The sequence below is a fragment of the Variovorax sp. UMC13 genome (assembly GCF_014170375.1).
Lineage (GTDB): Bacteria > Pseudomonadota > Gammaproteobacteria > Burkholderiales > Burkholderiaceae_C > Variovorax.
Genome location: NZ_LZZW01000012.1, coordinates 129,445 through 146,557 on the forward strand (window position 1 = coordinate 129,445; position 17,113 = coordinate 146,557).

The window sequence follows — 17,113 nt, forward strand, 5'->3', positions numbered from 1 at the left end:
TCAGCAGGTGGATCAGGAGTCCTCGGCGGCGCTGGAGCCATCCGCCGAATCAATGGAGGCCACTCGTTCGATGAACCGGGCCAGCATTTCGGAGGGCTCCACGTCACGGTGCAGCAGATACGTGGCCAGCATCTGCGGCTTGCCCGCCAAGCGCCGGGCCACAACACCTGGCCCACGGCCGGATGCAATGTGCGCGGCGCCCGCCAAACCGAGCGCCAATCCGGCTGAGACCAAGGTCATCATCACCTCATAGGACGCCACGCGCTGGGCGATCAGTGGCTGTTGCTCGTAGCGCTGCAAAACGCGATCAACTTGGCGTGCATGGCCTTCGCATATCGCCGGATCGCATAGCGCCAGCGGATAGCGCAACACTTCTTCCAACGGCACGTGCTTGTGGGCCAGAACAGGATGGCGAGCTGGGACCGCCACCATCAGTTCGTCTTCCCATGCAGGCCTGACCACAATGCCGTCGCCCACCTCTTCGGCCATCGAAAAGCCGACGTCATACAGGTCATCGTGCAGACCCTTGATCTGTTGATCCAACGGCACCTCAAATAGCCGAACATCAATCTCTGGATCTTCCGCTCGGCACTGTGCCAGCAGCGTCGGCATTCGCGAGGGCGTGATGCCATCGGACAAAGCGATGCGCAACTGTCGCTGAAACCCACTGGCGGCGGACTTGACGCCGTCACACGCCTGTTTCAGAGCTTCGAAGATTCGCGGCACCCGCTCCAGGAATGCCATTCCGGCAAAGGTCAGGCGGGTGCTTCGCGTGGTTCGCGTGAACAGTTGCGCCCCGAGCTCTTCCTCTATCTCCTTGATGGTGCGCGACAAAGGGGACTGATCGATGTGCAGCTTTTCCGCTGCGCGGCCGAAGTGAAGTTCTTCGGCCACCGCTATAAAGCAACGTAAATGCCGAAGCTCCATGGTGTATCTCATCCAATTTAAAAGGCCTTGACGAATTCCGGCACAACTGCGAAAAGGTCCGCCTCCAGCCCGTAGTCGGCCACGCTGAAGATCGGGGCCTCGGGGTCCTTGTTGATCGCCACGATCACCTTGGAGTCCTTCATGCCGGCCAGGTGCTGGATGGCGCCCGAGATGCCGGCGGCAATGTACAACTGCGGCGCGACGATCTTGCCCGTCTGGCCCACTTGCAGGTCGTTGGGGGCGTAGCCCGCATCCACGGCAGCACGGCTGGCGCCGATGGCAGCGCCCAGCTTGTCGGCCAGGGGGGTGATGACTTCGTCGAACTTTTCCTTGCTGCCCAGCGCACGGCCACCAGACACGATGATCTTGGCGGCGGTGAGTTCGGGGCGGTCGCTCTTGGCGATCTCGCTGCCCACGTAGCTGCTCTTGCCAGCGTCGGCGGCCGCAGCAGCGGTTTCGACAGCGGCGCTGCCACCCGTGGCGGCGGCGGCGTCAAAGCCGGTGGTGCGCACGGTGATGACCTTCACGGCATCAGCAGACTGCACGGTGGCGATGGCGTTGCCGGCGTAGATGGGGCGCTCGAAGGTATCGGCGGAGATGACCTTGGTGATGTCGCTGATCTGGGCGACGTCGAGCTTGGCAGCCACGCGCGGGGCCACGTTCTTGCCGCTGGCGGTGGCGGGGAACAGGATGTGGCTGTAGTTGCCGGCACCACTGCCATGGAGTGCCAGCACCTGGGCGGCCACGTTCTCGGCGAGGCCGTGGGCCAGGCTGGCGCCGTCGGCGTGGATGACCTTGGCAACGCCGGCGATCTGGCTGGCTTGCTGTGCGGCAGCGCCGGCGTTGTGGCCGGCCACCAGCACGTGCACGTCGCCGCCGCAGGCTGCGGCGGCCGTCACGGTGTTGAGCGTCGCGCCCTTGATGGTCGCGTTGTCGTGTTCAGCGATTACGAGTACGGTCATGTCAGATCACCTTCGCTTCGTTCTTGAGTTTCTCGACCAGGGCGGCCACGTCGGCCACCTTCACGCCGGCGCCGCGCTTGGCGGGTTCGCTGACCTTCAAGTTCTTCAGGCGCGGGGCCACGTCCACGCCGAGGTCTTCGGGCTTGACGGTGTCCAGCGGCTTTTTCTTGGCCTTCATGATGTTGGGCAGCGTGACGTAGCGCGGCTCGTTCAGGCGCAGGTCGGCGGTGATGACGGCGGGCAGCGTAAGGCTGAGGGTTTCCAGGCCGCCGTCCACTTCGCGGGTCACGGCTGCCTTGTCGCCGGCGATCTCGACCTTGGAGGCGAAGGTGGCTTGCGGCAGGTCGGCCAGCGCCGCCAGCATCTGGCCGGTCTGGTTGCAGTCGTCGTCGATGGCCTGCTTGCCCAGGATCACGAGGCCGGGCTGTTCATTGTCGATCAGGGCCTTGAGCAGCTTAGCCACGGCCAGCGGCTGCAGTTCTTCATTGGTCTCGACCAGGATGCCGCGGTCGGCACCGATGGCCATGGCGGTGCGCAGCGTCTCCTGGCATTGGGACACGCCGCACGAGACGGCGACGATCTCCGTTGCCGCGCCTTTCTCCTTGAGCCGCACAGCCTCTTCGACGGCAATCTCGTCGAAGGGGTTCATGCTCATTTTGACATTGGCGATGTCCACGCCGCTGCCATCGCTCTGGACGCGGACCTTGACGTTGTAGTCAACCACCCGCTTGACGGGAACCAGGATTTTCATGGGAGGGTTTCCTTTCAGGATCATTCAGAGTTGATCATCCGCCAGGGCCAGCGTGCTGGCGGCGCCGCCCGTGACGATGTCGCGCAACATCGGCGCCTGCACTAGGACATGCGCTGCGTAGTGGCTGGCCGTGGCACGCTTGGCGCCGAGAAAGCCCGCATCGCCAGATCTCGCCGCGAGTTGCGCAGTGGCGGCTTCGGCCATGCGCGCCGACAGCCAGCCGCCGATCACCGTGCCCGCCAGCCGCAAGAAGGGCACGGCGCCCGCCGCGCACTGCGCGGGTTGGTCGTCGTGGGCCAGCAGCCAGTCGGCCGCGTCCCCCAGCGCACGCGCCGAAGCCGCTAACACGCCGCCGATCTGCGCCAGCGCGGCATCGGGCATCTCGGCCAACCGGCGCGCATCGCCGTCGATGCGGCCCAGCAGTGCCTTCAGCGTGCGCCCGCCCTCGCGCGCCAGCTTGCGGCCAATCAGGTCGTTGGCCTGGATGCCCGTCGTGCCTTCGTAGATGGTCGTGATGCGCGCGTCGCGCAAGTGCTGTGAGGCGCCGGTTTCCTCGACGTAACCCATGCCGCCATGCACCTGCACACCATCGGACGTGATGCCCTGTGCGCTGTCGGTGCACCAGCCCTTGACCACCGGGATCAGCAGGCCGACCAGGGCCAGCGCCTGCTCGCGCTCTTGCGCGTCGGCGTGGCCTGCGGCGCGGTCCATCTGGCCGGCGCAGAAATAGGCCAATGCGCGCATGGCCTCGGTGCGGGCCTTCATGTCCATCAGCATGCGCCGCACGTCCGGGTGGCCGGCGATGGTGGTGCTGCCGCTGAGCAGTGGCTTGCCCTGCACCCGCTCCAGCGCGTAGGCGCGTGCGCGCTGGTAGGCGCGCTCGGCGATGCCCACGCCTTCAAGGCCGACGTTCAGCCGCGCATGGTTCATCATCGTGAACATGCAGGCCAGCCCCTGGTTCGGCTCGCCGACCAGGTAGCCGATCGCGCCCCCGCAGTCGCCAAAGCTCATCGACGCCGTGGGGCTGCCGTGGATGCCCATCTTGTGCTCGATGGAGGTGCAGGCCAGGTCGTTGCGTTCGCCCAGGGAGCCGTCGTCGTTGACCAGGTACTTCGGGCACAGGAACAGCGAGATGCCTTTCACGCCGGGCGGTGCATCGGGCAGGCGCGCCAGCACGAGGTGGACGATGTTCTCGGCCATGTCGTGCTCGCCCCAGGTGATGAAGATCTTGTTTCCGCTGACGCGGTAATGGTCGCCTTCGGGCACGGCGCGACTGCGCAGCGCGGCCAAGTCGGAGCCTGCTTGGGGCTCGGTGAGGTTCATGGTGCCGGTCCAGCGGCCCGCGACCATGGGCTCCAGGAAGCGGCGCTTGAGTGCGTCGCTGCCATGGTGCGCAATGGCTTCCACCGCGCCCAGCGTGAGCATCTGGCACAGGCTGAACGCGAGGTTGGACGACTTCCACATCTCCAGCACGGCTGTGGACACCAGCGTGGGCAGGCCCTGGCCGCCCCATTCGGTGGCAGCGGGCATGCCGTTCCAGCCGTTCTCGCAGAAGCTGGCCCAGGCTTCGCGAAAGCCATCGGCTGGCGTGACCTGGCCGTCGTGCCAGCGCGCGCCCTGCACGTCGCCGGTGCGGTTCAGCGGATCAAGCACGCCGGTGGCGTAGTGGGCAGCCTCCTGCAGGATGGCCTCGACCAGGTCGGGCGTGGTTTCTTCATGGCCCGGCTGGGCACAGATCGCATCCAGGCCTCCGACTTCCTTCATCGTGAACAGCATGTCGCGCAAGGGCGCGGCGTAGGTAGACATTGCTTACTCCTCTTTGTGGGTTCAACCCGTCTGCCCCATAGGGCATACATCCATGCATGACCCTACCCACCAGGACAAGGCCCGGTCGATCAACCGCTTCAGGGCGGCTGAATTTCTCAGGCGGCTTACGACGCGATTAGTTGGTATGACAAGATTTCTAGAAGCCGCTGAAGCGTGTGAAGTTCTCGACCGGCTCACGCTCGGTGCGCACGCGGTTCACCACGGCCGCCGGGTCGGCATAGCCCAGTGCCATGCCGCACAGGACCATCTGCCCGTCCGGGATTTGCAGGGCTTCAGCCAGAAGGCGCGGGTAAAGGGTCCACGCCATCTGCGAACAGGTATCCAGGCCTCGTGCGCGGGCCGCCAGCATGATGTTCTGTAAGAACATCCCGTAGTCCACCCAACTGCTCTGCACCATGCGCCGGTCCAAGGTGAAGATCAAACCGACCGGCGCATCGAAGAAGGCAAAGTTGCGTGCATGTTGAGCGCGCATGGCATCCGTATCTCCCTTGGAGATTCCGACTGCGGCATAAAGAGCGAAACCGCACCGACGCCGCCTGGTCAGGTAGGGCTCGAAGAACTCGGCCGGGTAGATGTCGTATTCGGACTGGTGCTCTCCCTCTTCATGGTGAAAGGCGTGCAATACACGGTCGCATAGGCGCTTCCTCGCCTCGCCCGCCACGGCAATGACATGCCACGGCTGGGTGTTGGTGCCACTGGGCGCGCTGGCTGCCACCGACAGAATCTGGGCCACCGCTTCTTGCGACACCGGGGTCGGCAGAAAGGCGCGCACGGAACGACGTTCGCGCATCACCGCATCAATCAGCATGTTGCGCAAAGGCACGGCGCAGACAGACATTCACTCTCTCCTGGTTGCTGGGCTATTCGGGTGAGCACACCGACATGCCGTTGCCGAAGAAGCATTCATGCGAATGCATCGATGCCGAACGTCCACGGGTCGTCCCTGGGTGTGCTACCAAGCGGTATTCTGGGCACTCGGCACATACGCGTCTTGCCCGCCAGTGCATGGCGAGTTGACTTTGTATGCACAAGGCAAAATCCGGTTGACCGCAGCCGGACGCTACATCGTTAGCGGGCCGTTTTCTTGGTGTAATTTCGGATTCAGCGCCAGCTATCGTTGCTCCCTTTGACCATGTTGAAACCCGTCGTCACTGTTCCTGTTTTTGCCGTGCATGGCCTGCTCGACGGCGCGCGCAGCAAAGGACTGGCCACCGAGTCCTGGCTGGATGGCGTTCTGGCGCAGGCCCGCATCGCCGAGTCGCTGCTGCATCTGGAGCAGTCGCGTGTGACCATAGAGCAATACATCGCACTCTTCAGTGCCGTGAAGAACAGCTTGGACGACGAATGCCTAGGCCATCTACACGGTCGGCCGTTGCGCTGCGGCAGCTTTGCGCTGATGGCTCGCTCTACGCTCGGGGCCAAGACGCTGGCAGCCGCCTTGCAGCGCGTGAGTGCATCCTTCGCCCTGCTGCAGGACGACGTGGCGCTTGTGCCCGTCTCTGATGGCTTGCTCAAGGGTGCTGCTCTGGACGTGCGCCACGCCCTGGGCAAACATTCAGACTTCCTGCACGGGCTGCTGTTGCGCGTTTTCTGGCGTCTGCTGGTATGGCTGCACGGCGGCCGACTGGTGCCCAGAGGGCTCGATTTTGCCTTCGAGCCACCGCCGCGTGCCGCAGACTATGCCCAAATCTTCTCGGGCACGTTGCGGTTCGGGCAGGCGCGGTCGGCGGTCTGGTTCGAGGCATCCGCATTCACGCAGCCGATGCGCCGTGACACCGCCGCGCTCCAGACCTTTTTGCGTGCCACACCGGGCAACCTGATCGGCCCGCGTCTAATCGAGCGGACAGCCAGCGCGCGGGTGCGCGCGCTATTGCAGCAAGCGTGCCCGGAGTGGCCCGATCTGACTGTCGCCGCGCAGCGCTTGCACATGTCGGTCAGCGCACTGCAGCGGCATCTGGCCGTGGAGGGCAAGTCCTTTCAGGTGCTGAAGGACGAGTTACGGCGCGACATGGCGATCGTTCGGTTGACCAGCACCGATGCCGCGCTGAGCGCCATCGCCGCCGAGTTGGGGTTCGCCGACGGCACCGCCTTCCAGCGGGCCTTCAAGTCATGGACCGGCAGCACGCCAGGCGTCTATCGTTCGCGCACCCAAAAAACGTAGCGCTGCTTCGACGCGGTCGCACTCAAAGCGACGAGCACAGATGCCCGCCATCCACTGGCACGCAGGCGCCGGTCATCCACGACCCGGCCTCGGTCGCGAACAGCAGGAACAGACCGTTGAGCTCCTCCGGCTTACCCAGGCGGCGCATCGGGATGCGCTTGATAAGCGCCTTGCCATGGTCGGTATCCCACATGGCATCGGTCATCTCGGTGTCGATGTAGCCCGGCTCGATGGCATTGACGCGAATGCCGTGGCGCGCCCATTCGAGCGCCAGGCTCTTGGTCATGTGCACGACTGCAGCCTTGGACGTGGCATACAGCATGGCGCCCGGCATCACGCGTTCGCCCAGGATCGATGCGATGTTGATGACTGAGCCTCCCCGCCCCGCATCCACCCAGCGCTGCGCGGCACGCGCGGCCACCAGCCACACGCCGCGCACGTTGGTCTCCATCAGCGAGTCGAAGTCGGACACAGGCAGCGTGAGCGACAAGGCGTCGTTGGAAGCCCCGGCGTTGTTAACCACCACGTCGAGGATGGTGCCCGAGGCGTCTATCTCGGCGAAGGCGTCGTCGATGGACTGCTCGGAAGCCACATCCATTTCCAGCACCGTGACCTGAGGCGAACCGAGCTTTTCGAGTTCCTGGGCGAGTTTGTCGAGCCGCGCCTTGCGCCGCGCCCCAATCACTACCTTGGCCTTGCAACCAGCAGCCAGCCGAGCGAAGTTCTCGCCCAGGCCCGACGAGGCCCCCGTGACCAGCACCCGCTTGCCTGCCAGCATTGCACCCAGATCCATCATCGTCTCCTTGCATCTTCAGTTCGCCGTCGATGCCGGGAGGTTAGCGCAGGGCCGCTCGGCTGCGGGGTTGCCTCGCTCCCCCATCCGTCGAAAGAGGTGCCTTGTCAGTTGATCGAGACCATCCGTCATTGCCGCGCCAAGCACCGCTGCCTACGATTGCCTGTATGCCTTGGGTACCCTGAGCGCCGCACGAAAGCACGCCACGGTGTCGACGCTCCGGTCCCGATGGGCTGCGGCGTCTGGGGGCAGATTCAGGAGACGACAAGTGCTGCAACAGTCACCCATGGAATGGTCCATCGACCATGCGCCCATCGAGGGCAGGATAGATGCGACGGAAGCGATCCTCAAGGACTCCTTCCAGCGCTGGAGTCTTTCCTCCCCGGCGAAGCCTGCTGCATTCCAGGCGAAGTTGCGGCGACACGAACTCGCCGGAGCCTCCTTGGTATGCACCGTGACCGGTGCTTGCGTCGAGCAGTCTCCTCCTGGACATTCGTCATTCGACGATGAGTTCTGCCTGGGGCTGCAGCTGAACCTGAGCGGCCGAGTACAGTTGCAGCAGTGGGACACGCCAATCTGCGAGGGCGACATGTTCCTCTGGCGTACCGATCAGCGGCAAGACTATGAGGTGCTGGAACGAACCCACAGCGTGTCGTTGATGATTCCCTGGCAGCTCATGCGCGAGCATCTACCGGGCCGCAAGCAGCCGCCCGCAGCCTGCCGCATTGACAGTCACACAGGCGTGGGCTCACTGCTCAGCCAACACCTGATGGGGTTGGCAAAGGAGATCGGCGCCGTGCCGCCCTCCGCCCACGTCGCCCTTTGCCGCACGGTGATCGGGCTTCTGGACATTGCGCTGCCAGAGCCGGAGAGCGCCACTCGATTCACGGCCATGGCCGCGTTGCGCGAACGAGTACTTGCCTACATCGCCCAGCATTTTCAAGAGGATGACCTGAGTCCGGCACGCATCGCCGCGGCGCACGGTATTTCACTGCGTTACCTTCATGCGCTGTTTGCGCAGGGCGATACCACGGTGGTCGGCCACATCCTGGAAAGCCGATTGCAAGCGTGCTGGCGGACACTCGTTGACCCGGTCTGCCGGCATCTGCAGGTCTCGGCGATCGCCTTTCACTGGGGCTTCAACTCCACCAGCCATTTCTGCCGCGCATTCAAACAACGCTTTGGAGTGTCGCCCAGCGATGCACGCGGCATGACTGCTCACGGCTCCGCCATCGGCCCGGTCGAGTCAGCCGGGCTTTCCCTTGCACACGCAAAGTCAACTTGCCATGCACTGGCGGGCAAGACGCGCACGGGCTGAATGCCGACCATATGCCCTGGACAGACTGAGAACGCAGAGATTCGACGCTTCGCCCGCCCCGTTGTGGGTATGCGGGCATGACCCGGGGCCGCATCGCTGGCCAAGTTTTCAAACCTTCATCGTACAAACCTTCTGAGGAGCGCTCCCATGCTGCCGCAATTGCACCGTCAACCCTGGATGGACAGCGACATCGAGACCTTTCGCGACCAGGTGCGCCGCTACATCGCCGCCGAGATGGCTCCGCACCTGCCCGCTTGGCGCGAACAGGGCTACGTCCCGCGCGAGACCTGGCGGCCCTTCGGCGAGATGGGGTTCATGCTGCCCGAAATGCCCGAAGCCTACGGCGGCACCGGGGCCAGCATTGCCTACCAGCTGGTGGTACAGGATGAGTTGACCAGAGCGGAAATGCCCAACAACGTCCAGGTGAACAGCATCGCTGCGCACTACATCATGGACTACGGCACCGAGGAGCAGAAGCAGCGCTGGCTGCCCAAGCTGAGCAGCGGCGAGATGCTGCTCGGCATTGCGATGACCGAACCCGGCTGCGGGACGGACCTCAAGGCCATCGCCACCCGCGCGCGCCGTGATGGCGACCACTACGTGATCGACGGTGCCAAGACCTTCATCACCAACGGCTACACCTGCAATCTGCTGATTGTGGTCGCACGCACCGGCGAGGCGGGCAGCCGAGGCCTTTCGCTGATCGTGGTGGAGACCGAGAACCTGCCAGGGTTCCGCGTGGGCCGCCTGCTCGACAAGATCGGCCTGCATGCGTCGGACACCGCCGAACTCTTCTTCGACGGGGTGCGCGTGCCGGTCGATCAAGTCCTGGGGGGCGTCGAAGGGCTTGGTTTCAAGCAGTTGATGGGCCAGTTGCCCTACGAACGCATGACCATCGCCGTGCCTGCGGCGGCCATCATCGACCGGGCCCTGGAACTCACCGTCGAATACACGAAGGAGCGCAAGATTTTCGGCGCACCGCTGTTCGAGATGCAGACCACGCGCCACAAGCTGGCCGAGATCGCCACCACCGCTCACGTGGTGCGCACCTTCGTCAACGACTGCATCCAGCGGCTGCTGGACGGAAAGCTCGACGCCGAAGCCGCGTACATGGCCAAGTGGTGGTGCAGCGAGCAGCAGTGCCGCGTGGTGGACGAGTGCCTGCAGATGTTCGGCGGCTACGGCTACATGTACGAATACCCGATCGCGCGCATGTACACCACCTCGCGCGTGCAGAAGATCTACGGCGGCGCGAACGAGGTCATGAAAGAACTGATTGCGAGGAAGCTGTGAACGCCTCGCACATGCTGCAAAAGCCACTGCACGGCGTCCGTGTGGTGGAGTTCGAAGGGATCGGGCCGGGCCCGCTGGCCGCCATGATGCTGGCCGACATGGGTGCCGAGGTGATTGCGCTGACACGGGCCGAGCAGGCCGCCGGGGCGCAGCCGCTGGGCGGGGCGGCGGCCAACCCGCTGCACCGGGGCAAGACGGTCGAGATCACCGACCTGAAGTCGCCCGGCGGCAAGGCGCGCGCCCTGGATCTGATCGGCCAGTCCGACGTTCTGATCGAAGGCTTTCGCCCCGGCGTGATGGAACGGCTGGGGTTCGGCCCCGCCGAATGCGCGGCGCGCAACCCCAAGCTGGTCTATGGCCGGATGACGGGCTGGGGCCAGGACGGCCCGCTCTCCCGGGCCGCTGGCCACGACCTGAACTACGTGGCGCTGACGGGCCTGCTGTCGCTGTCGGCCCGCAAGGGGCAGATGCCCATCGTGCCGCCCTCGGTGCTCGGGGACGCGGCCGGGGCGCTGGGCATGGCCTTCGGTGTCGCCTGCGCGCTGGTCGATGCGCGCGGTAACGGTAGGGGCAGTGGCCGCGGCCGGGTCGTGGATGCCGCCATCATCGACATCGTGGCCATGATGGGCACGCTGGTGCATTGGATTCGCGCCAATGGGCAGATCGACGGCACGAAGCCGAGCCCGTTTCACGATTCGCCGTTCTATGACGTGTACGCCTGTGCCGACGGCGGCTTCATCAGCCTCGCGGTGGTGGAGCCCGCGTTCCACGCACTGCTGCTGTCGAAGCTGGGCCTGACGGACGTGAACCCTGCCGACCAGTACGACACGACGACGTGGCCAGCGCTGAAGGAGCGCATTGCGGCCCTCATCCGCAGCCAACCCAGGGCGCACTGGTGCGCGTTGCTCGAAGGCAGCGACGCCTGCTTCGCGCCCGTGCTCAGCCTGGCCGAGGCGGCGCGGCATCCGCACAACGCGGCACGGGGTATCTACCAGACCACCCCCTCCGGCGCCATCGAGGCGGCCCCGGCCCCACGGTTCCAGGCACTCAACGCAACCACATAGGAGACCAGAGAATGACCAACACCACCAAGATCGTGCGCGGCTGCCCGTCTACCTCGGGCAACGACCGCCAGCTCAACACCACGACGCTCATCCGGCACGCCGCGCGCACCCACGGAGACCAGGAGATCGTCTACCGCACGCCCGATGGCGGCTGGGACCGCTACACCTATGCCGACTGCTACGCGCGCGTCTGCCGCAGCGCCAATGCGCTGCGCGCGCTCGGTGTCGAACCTGGCGACCGGGTCGGCATCCTGGACTGGAACAGCCGACGCCATTTCGAGCTGTACTGGTCCATCCCTGGCCTGGGCGCGGTCATGCTGCAGATGAACCTGCGCCTGGGCGCCGAAGACCTGGGCTACGTGGTCGGCCACAGCCAAGTGTCCTACGTATGCGTGGACGAATCATTGCTGCCCATCGCCGAATCCGTCGCGGCGAATTCGCCCCAGATCAAGGGCTGGATCGTCATGACCGACAAGCCGCTGGACCAGATTAAGACCACGCTGAAACCGCTGCTGCACTACGAAGACCTGCTGGCCGCCGCCGACCCCAAGATCGACTGGCCCGAGATCGACGAAACCTCGGCCTACAGCGCCTGCTACACCACCGGCACCACGGGCAAGCCCAAGGGCGTGTACTACTCGCACCGCTGCATCTACCTGCACTCCACGGGCATGGCCACCAATCTGGGCATGACGCTGAGCGACTGCGTGATGCTCATCACGCCCATGTTCCACGGGCAATGCTGGGGCCTGCCGCAGGCCGCCACGCTGCTGGGCGACAAGATCGTGCTGCCGGGCCGCTATGTCGCCGAGGACACCAAGCCCCTGGTTGACGCCATGATCGCCGAGGGCGTGACGGTCGCCAACGGCGCACCGGCCATCTTTCAGCCCATGCTGCAGTACATCGAAACGATGCCGGTCAAGCCGGACTTCAGCAGCATGCGCATGCTGTCCGGCGCCTCCGAGCCGCCGCTGTCGATGATGATCGGTTTCTACAAACTCACCGGTGCCGAGGTGGTCCACGGCTACGGTGCCACCGAAGCCACGACGCTGGTGACCATGAACCGCCTCAAGTCCACGCTCAAGAAGCGCCTGACCGAGGAAGAGCGCTGGAACCTCAAGCGCAAGCAGGGTCTGGTGCTGACCGGGGTGGACATCCGCATCCTCGATGCCGATGACAAGGACTTGCCGCATGACGGAAAGTCGGCGGGCGAGATTTGCGTGCGCGGCCCCTGGATCACGGCCAGCTACCACGACATGCCCGATTCCGCAGACCGCTTCCTGGAGGGTGGCTGGTGGCGCTCGGGCGATGTCGGCACGGTGGACGAGAACGGCTACCTCAAGGTCACCGACCGCATCAAGGACGTGATCAAGAGCGGCGGCGAATGGATTTCTTCCATCGACATGGAAAACCTGCTCATGGGCCACCCCGCCGTGCGCGACGCCGCCGTGGTCGGCGTTCCGCATCCGAAGTGGCAGGAGCGGCCGCTGGCCCTGGTGGTGCTCAAGCCCGGCCAGCAGGCGACCCAGGAACAACTGAAGGAGCACCTGGGCAGCGCCTTCGCCAAGTGGCAGTGGCCGGATCAGGTTCTGTTCGTCGAGGCCATCCCCAAGACCAGCGTCGGCAAGCTCGACAAGAAGCGCATACGCGTCGAGCAGGCAGACCGCTATTCCGCCTGACACCCGCTTTGCATGACCCCCAGTTTCTTACCAGGAGAACCACATGAATGACCATGAACCCGTGATCGTCGGCGCGCTGCGCACCCCCGTGGGCAAGCGCGGCGGGCGCCTGCAAAAATGGCACCCCGTCGATCTGATGGCCGAGACGCTGCGCCAGCTGGTCGAACAGTCCGGCGTCAACCCCTCCGATCTGGACGACGTGATCGTCGGCTGTGTGCTGCAGTGGGACCAGCAGCATGGCAACCTGGCCCGCCATGCCGTGCTGGCGGCGGGGCTGCCCGAATCCGTCCCGGCTGTGACGGTGGACCGGCAATGCGGCTCCGGCCAGCAGGCGGTGAGTTTTGCCGTGCATGGCATCCAGGCGGGGGCCTACCAGCTGGCCATCGGCGGGGGGGTGGAGTCGATGTCGCAGGCGCCGCTGCCGCCGTCGTTCAAGCCCGGCGCGCCGCTGGGCGCGCAATACAGCCCGCGCGAACTGGCGCGCTACCAGGACAACCCGCTGATACCGCAAGGCGTTTCGTCGGAGTTGCTGAACTCGCGCTTCGGCCTGACCCGTGAAGTCCTGGATGCATCCGCCGTGCGCAGCCACAAGCGCGCCGCCGAGGCGATTCAGGCCGGTCGCATCAAGGATCAACTGGTGCATCTGACCGAGGACCCGGCCGACCCGAACAGCCCCGTCGTCGCCGCCGACGAGGGCGTGCGCGCCAACCCCGACCCCGAGAAGCTGGCCACGCTGAAAGCCGTGTTTGCCGCCAACGGCACCACCACCGCCGGCAACTCGTCGCAGATCAGCGACGGCGCCGCCGCACTGCTGATCGCCAGCCGTGCCTATGCCAAAAAGCATGGCCTCAAGCCGCGTGCGCGCTTCGTCAGCACCGCCGTGGCCGCCGCCGACCCGGTGATCCAGTTCACCGCCGTGCTCGACTCCACCCGCAAGGCATTGAAGGAATCGGGCCTGACCATCAACGACATCGACCTGTTCGAAGTCAACGAGGCTTTCGGCGGCGTGCCGCTGATGTTCCAGCAGGAATTCGGCATCCCGGACGACCGCCTGAATGTCAACGGCGGCTCGATGGCCATTGGCCATCCGCTGGGTTCCACCGGCGCGCGCATGCTCACCGACCTGCTGTACGAACTGGAGCGCCGGGGCGGCCGCTATGGCCTGCAAACCATCTGCGAGGCTTCGGGCACGGCCAACACCACCATCATCGAGCGGCTTGCATGAGCGGGGCCACCATGAGCGAAGCCAGTGAAGTGCTCGTCAGCCGTGACGGCGCCGTCGTCACCCTGACCATCAACCGCCCGCGTGCGAAGAACAGCCTGAACCGCGCGGTGTTCGATGGCCTGTCCGCACAGCTTGCGCAACTGCGCGACGACGATGTCGTGCGGGTCGTCGTCATCACCGGCGCCGAGGGCGTGTTTTGCGCGGGCGCCGACATCACGGCCTTTGAAGTGCTGCGCGCCGCGCCGCTGCTGGGCGACCGCTCGGCGACCGGCTGGGACTTCTTTGCGGCGCTGGGGCGCTTCCCCAAGCCCGTCATCGCGGCGGTGGAAAAGGTCGCGCTGGGCGGCGGCACGGAACTGGCGCTGGCCTGCGACATCGTGATCGCGGGCGAGTCCGCCAAGTTCGGCGTGCCGGAAGTCAAGCTGGGCGCCATCCCCGGTGCGGGCGGCACCCAGCGCTTGATTCATGCCATCGGCAAGTCCAAAGCCATGGCGCTGTTGCTGACCGGCGATTTCATGGATGCCCGCAAGGCTTGCGACGTCGGCATCGTCGCCGAAGTGACGGCGGACGGCCAGGCCCTGCCGACGGCGTTGGCGATGGCCAGCCGGATTGCGGCCAATTCGCCGCTGGCCGTGGCGCTGGCCAAGGATGCGGCCCTGGCCAGCTTTGAAACCCCGCTCGCGCAGGGCCTGGAGCATGAGAAGCGCAATTTCGTTGTCGCTTTGCGTTCGGCCGACAACCTGGAAGGGCAAGCGGCATTCCTGGGCAAGCGCACCCCCAAATTCACCGGCCAATAACGCCTGTCTGTCATCTTCAAGGAAAAACCATGCAACTCAATTCCGGCATTTCTGCCGTCATCACCGGGGGGGCTTCCGGCCTGGGGGCCGCCACGGCCCGGCGTTTGGCCAGCCATGGCGTCAAGGTCGCCATCTTCGACATGAACGAAGCCGTCGGCCAGGCGTTGGCCAGCGAGCTTGGCGGCGTTTACTGCAACGTGGACGTAACGTCCGAGGAGCAGGTGGACGCAGCCTTCGCCAAGGCCCGCGCCGCGATCGGGCAGGAACGCGTTTTGGTCAACTGCGCCGGCACGGCCGACGCCGTCAAGACTGTCAGCCGCGATCGGAAAACGGGTGAGATCCGCCCGAGTGCGGTGGATCGCTTCAACCGCATCGTGCAGATCAACCTGGTGGGCACGTTCCGCTGCATTGCCAAATCGACGGCGGGCATGCTGGCGCTGGAACCGCTGGCCGACGGCGACCGCGGCGTCGTGGTCAACACCGCTTCGGCCGCTGCGGTGGACGGCCAGGTCGGCCAGGCCAGCTATGCCGCCAGCAAGGCCGCCGTCATGGGCATGACCTTGCCGATCGCACGCGACCTGATGGACGAAGGCGTTCGCGTCAACACCATCCTGCCGGGGATCTTCGGCACCCCCTTGCTGCTGGCCCTGCCGGACAACGTCAAGCAAGCGCTGGCGGCCAGCGTGCCCTTTCCCAAGCGTTTGGGCGACCCCGATGAATTCGCGCAGGCCGTCGAGTTTCTGGTCACTTGCGGCTACATGAACGCCGAGTCCATCCGCGTGGATGGGGCCCTCCGCATGGCGCCGCGCTGACGCCTTGAACCCTCGAAGAGCTGCGCATGATGTCGTCAACCCGAGAAAGCCGCGCGACGGGAGCCTGGAATGTCAGGGGGCCGGCCACGGGTGACTGCAAGTCATGGCGTGATGTCGATCCGCAGCTCGCCAGGAGCGTCATTCGCCATGATTGACCTGCATTACGCACCGACACCCAACGGCTGGAAGATCTCCATCCTGCTTGAGGAACTCGGACTTCCCTATACGGTGACTCCGGTCAACATCCGCGCTGGCGAGCAATTCAAGCCGGAATTTCTGGCGATCAGCCCGAACAACCGCATTCCGGCCATAGTGGACCATGCGCCGCTCGACGGCGGCGGCCCGCTTTCGGTGTTCGAGACCGGCGCCATCCTGGTCTATCTGGCCCAGAAAACCAACCGCTTCCTGCCCACGGATCTGCGCGGCTTCACCCAAACCATGCAATGGGTGATGTGGCAGGTGAGCGGACTGGGGCCCATGCTCGGCCAGCATGGTCACTTTGCGCTGTATGCGCAGGAAAAGATCGCCTACGCGATCGAGCGTTACCGCGACGAAGCGGCGCGGCTGTATCGCGTGCTCGATACCCAGCTCGGCAAGACCGGCGCCTATGTCGCCGGCGCCGAGTACGGCATCGCCGACATCGCCTGCTTTCCCTGGGCCATGACCCACAAGGCGCAAGGCTTCACGCTCGACGATTTTCCCCACATCAAGCGCTGGTACGCCAGCGTGCGCGCCCGGCCGCAAGTGCAGGCGGGACTGGCGGTCGGCAAATTCGAGAAGGAGCCGCTGGACGACGAAGCAAGAAAGAACATGTTCGGCCAGAAGGCCAAGGAGATGGCACACCGCATGTCGCCCAACAACCAGCGAGAAACACCATGATCGAATTCTTCTTCGACTGCTCCAGCCCCTGGACCTATCTCGCCTTCCACAACATCCAGCCGCTCGCCGACGAACTGGGCGTCGAGGTCACATGGCGGCCCATCCTGGTCGGCGGCATCTTCAACACGATCAATCCGACCGTCTACGCCTCGCGCGAGACGCCGGTGCCGCAGAAGGCCCGCTACCTGAAAAAGGATCTGGCAGATTGGGCCCGCTCGACGGGGCTTGCGATCAAGATGCCGCCGACGGTGTTTCCCGTCAACAGCGTGAAGGCGATGCGCGGCTGCGTCTGGCTCGGCAACGACATGGTGCCGTTTGCCCGCGCCATATTTGAAGCCTATTGGGGCGAGGACCAGGACATCTCGCAGGATTCGGTGCTGACCCATGTGTGCCAGCGCATTGGCATCGATCCCGCCCCATTCTTTGCAGGCATCGGCGAGCAGGCGATCAAGGATCAGCTCAAGGCCAACACCGATGAGGTGGTCGCGCGCGGCGGCTTTGGCTCGCCGACCATCTTTGTGGACAAGACCGACATGTATTTCGGCAACGACCGCATGCCGCTGATCCGCGAAGCCGTGCTGCGCCTGCAAGGGAAGACGGCCTGATACCGCAAGCAGGGTTCACC

At 65.1% G+C, this 17,113-nt stretch carries 16 protein-coding genes; 10 read left to right on the forward strand and 6 right to left on the reverse strand.

Annotated features, from left to right (window positions below; genetic code table 11):
* Positions 1-12: 12 nt before the first annotated feature.
* The 5 genes from A9977_RS09100 to A9977_RS09120 form a co-directional block, all read right to left on the reverse strand.
* Positions 13-927: a LysR family transcriptional regulator gene (locus A9977_RS09100; RefSeq protein WP_016452520.1), complete on the reverse strand. Its 915-nt coding sequence runs from the start codon at positions 925-927 to the stop codon at positions 13-15.
* Positions 928-944: 17 nt separating this feature from the next.
* Entirely contained in the window at positions 945-1,889 is a 945-nt protein-coding gene (locus A9977_RS09105) for an electron transfer flavoprotein subunit alpha/FixB family protein (RefSeq protein ID WP_026382503.1), read from the reverse strand.
* 1 nt (position 1,890) lies between these two features.
* Positions 1,891-2,640, reverse strand: coding sequence for an electron transfer flavoprotein subunit beta/FixA family protein (locus tag A9977_RS09110; protein WP_026382504.1), 750 nt, complete (start codon positions 2,638-2,640; stop codon positions 1,891-1,893).
* A 24-nt stretch (positions 2,641-2,664) separates the two neighbouring features.
* Positions 2,665-4,446 (reverse strand): acyl-CoA dehydrogenase, encoded by a 1,782-nt coding sequence (locus tag A9977_RS09115; RefSeq protein WP_016452523.1) that lies wholly within the window; start codon positions 4,444-4,446, stop codon positions 2,665-2,667.
* A gap of 157 nt (positions 4,447-4,603) precedes the next feature.
* Positions 4,604-5,305 carry a nitroreductase gene (locus A9977_RS09120; RefSeq protein ID WP_016452524.1) on the reverse strand — a complete coding sequence of 234 codons (702 nt, stop codon included), beginning with the start codon at positions 5,303-5,305 and terminating at the stop codon, positions 4,604-4,606.
* Between the two features lie 294 nt (positions 5,306-5,599).
* On the opposite strand from A9977_RS09120, the gene A9977_RS09125 reads away from it, so the two are divergent.
* Positions 5,600-6,628 carry an AraC family transcriptional regulator gene (locus tag A9977_RS09125; RefSeq protein WP_016452525.1) on the forward strand — a complete coding sequence of 343 codons (1,029 nt, stop codon included), beginning with the start codon at positions 5,600-5,602 and terminating at the stop codon, positions 6,626-6,628.
* A gap of 22 nt (positions 6,629-6,650) precedes the next feature.
* Here A9977_RS09125 and A9977_RS09130 read toward each other — a convergent pair whose 3' ends face one another.
* Positions 6,651-7,421 (reverse strand): SDR family NAD(P)-dependent oxidoreductase, encoded by a 771-nt coding sequence (locus tag A9977_RS09130; protein WP_016452526.1) that lies wholly within the window; start codon positions 7,419-7,421, stop codon positions 6,651-6,653.
* A 286-nt stretch (positions 7,422-7,707) separates the two neighbouring features.
* On the opposite strand from A9977_RS09130, the gene A9977_RS09135 reads away from it, so the two are divergent.
* The 9 genes from A9977_RS09135 (at position 7,708) to A9977_RS09175 (ending at position 17,093) form a co-directional block, all read left to right on the forward strand.
* Positions 7,708-8,739, forward strand: coding sequence for a helix-turn-helix domain-containing protein (locus A9977_RS09135; RefSeq protein ID WP_017405984.1), 1,032 nt, complete (start codon positions 7,708-7,710; stop codon positions 8,737-8,739).
* Between the two features lie 147 nt (positions 8,740-8,886).
* Entirely contained in the window at positions 8,887-10,032 is a 1,146-nt protein-coding gene (locus tag A9977_RS09140; RefSeq protein WP_016452528.1) for an acyl-CoA dehydrogenase family protein, read from the forward strand.
* A gap of 11 nt (positions 10,033-10,043) precedes the next feature.
* Positions 10,044-11,096 carry a CaiB/BaiF CoA-transferase family protein gene (locus A9977_RS09145; RefSeq protein ID WP_016452529.1) on the forward strand — a complete coding sequence of 351 codons (1,053 nt, stop codon included), beginning with the start codon at positions 10,044-10,046 and terminating at the stop codon, positions 11,094-11,096.
* An 11-nt stretch (positions 11,097-11,107) separates the two neighbouring features.
* A complete protein-coding gene (locus A9977_RS09150) occupies positions 11,108-12,775 on the forward strand; it encodes a long-chain fatty acid--CoA ligase (RefSeq protein ID WP_016452530.1) in 1,668 nt (555 codons plus the stop codon).
* A 43-nt stretch (positions 12,776-12,818) separates the two neighbouring features.
* Positions 12,819-14,000 carry a thiolase family protein gene (locus A9977_RS09155; RefSeq protein ID WP_016452531.1) on the forward strand — a complete coding sequence of 394 codons (1,182 nt, stop codon included), beginning with the start codon at positions 12,819-12,821 and terminating at the stop codon, positions 13,998-14,000.
* On the forward strand, positions 13,997-14,797 hold the full coding sequence (locus tag A9977_RS09160) for an enoyl-CoA hydratase/isomerase family protein (protein ID WP_016452532.1): 801 nt from the start codon (positions 13,997-13,999) through the stop codon (positions 14,795-14,797). The genes A9977_RS09155 and A9977_RS09160 overlap by 4 nt, the downstream gene beginning before the upstream one ends.
* 29 nt (positions 14,798-14,826) lie before the next feature.
* Positions 14,827-15,609: an SDR family NAD(P)-dependent oxidoreductase gene (locus A9977_RS09165; RefSeq protein WP_016452533.1), complete on the forward strand. Its 783-nt coding sequence runs from the start codon at positions 14,827-14,829 to the stop codon at positions 15,607-15,609.
* 147 nt (positions 15,610-15,756) lie between these two features.
* A complete protein-coding gene (locus A9977_RS09170) occupies positions 15,757-16,488 on the forward strand; it encodes a glutathione binding-like protein (protein ID WP_016452534.1) in 732 nt (243 codons plus the stop codon).
* Positions 16,485-17,093: a 2-hydroxychromene-2-carboxylate isomerase gene (locus A9977_RS09175; protein ID WP_016452535.1), complete on the forward strand. Its 609-nt coding sequence runs from the start codon at positions 16,485-16,487 to the stop codon at positions 17,091-17,093. The genes A9977_RS09170 and A9977_RS09175 overlap by 4 nt, the downstream gene beginning before the upstream one ends.
* Positions 17,094-17,113: the final 20 nt, after the last annotated feature.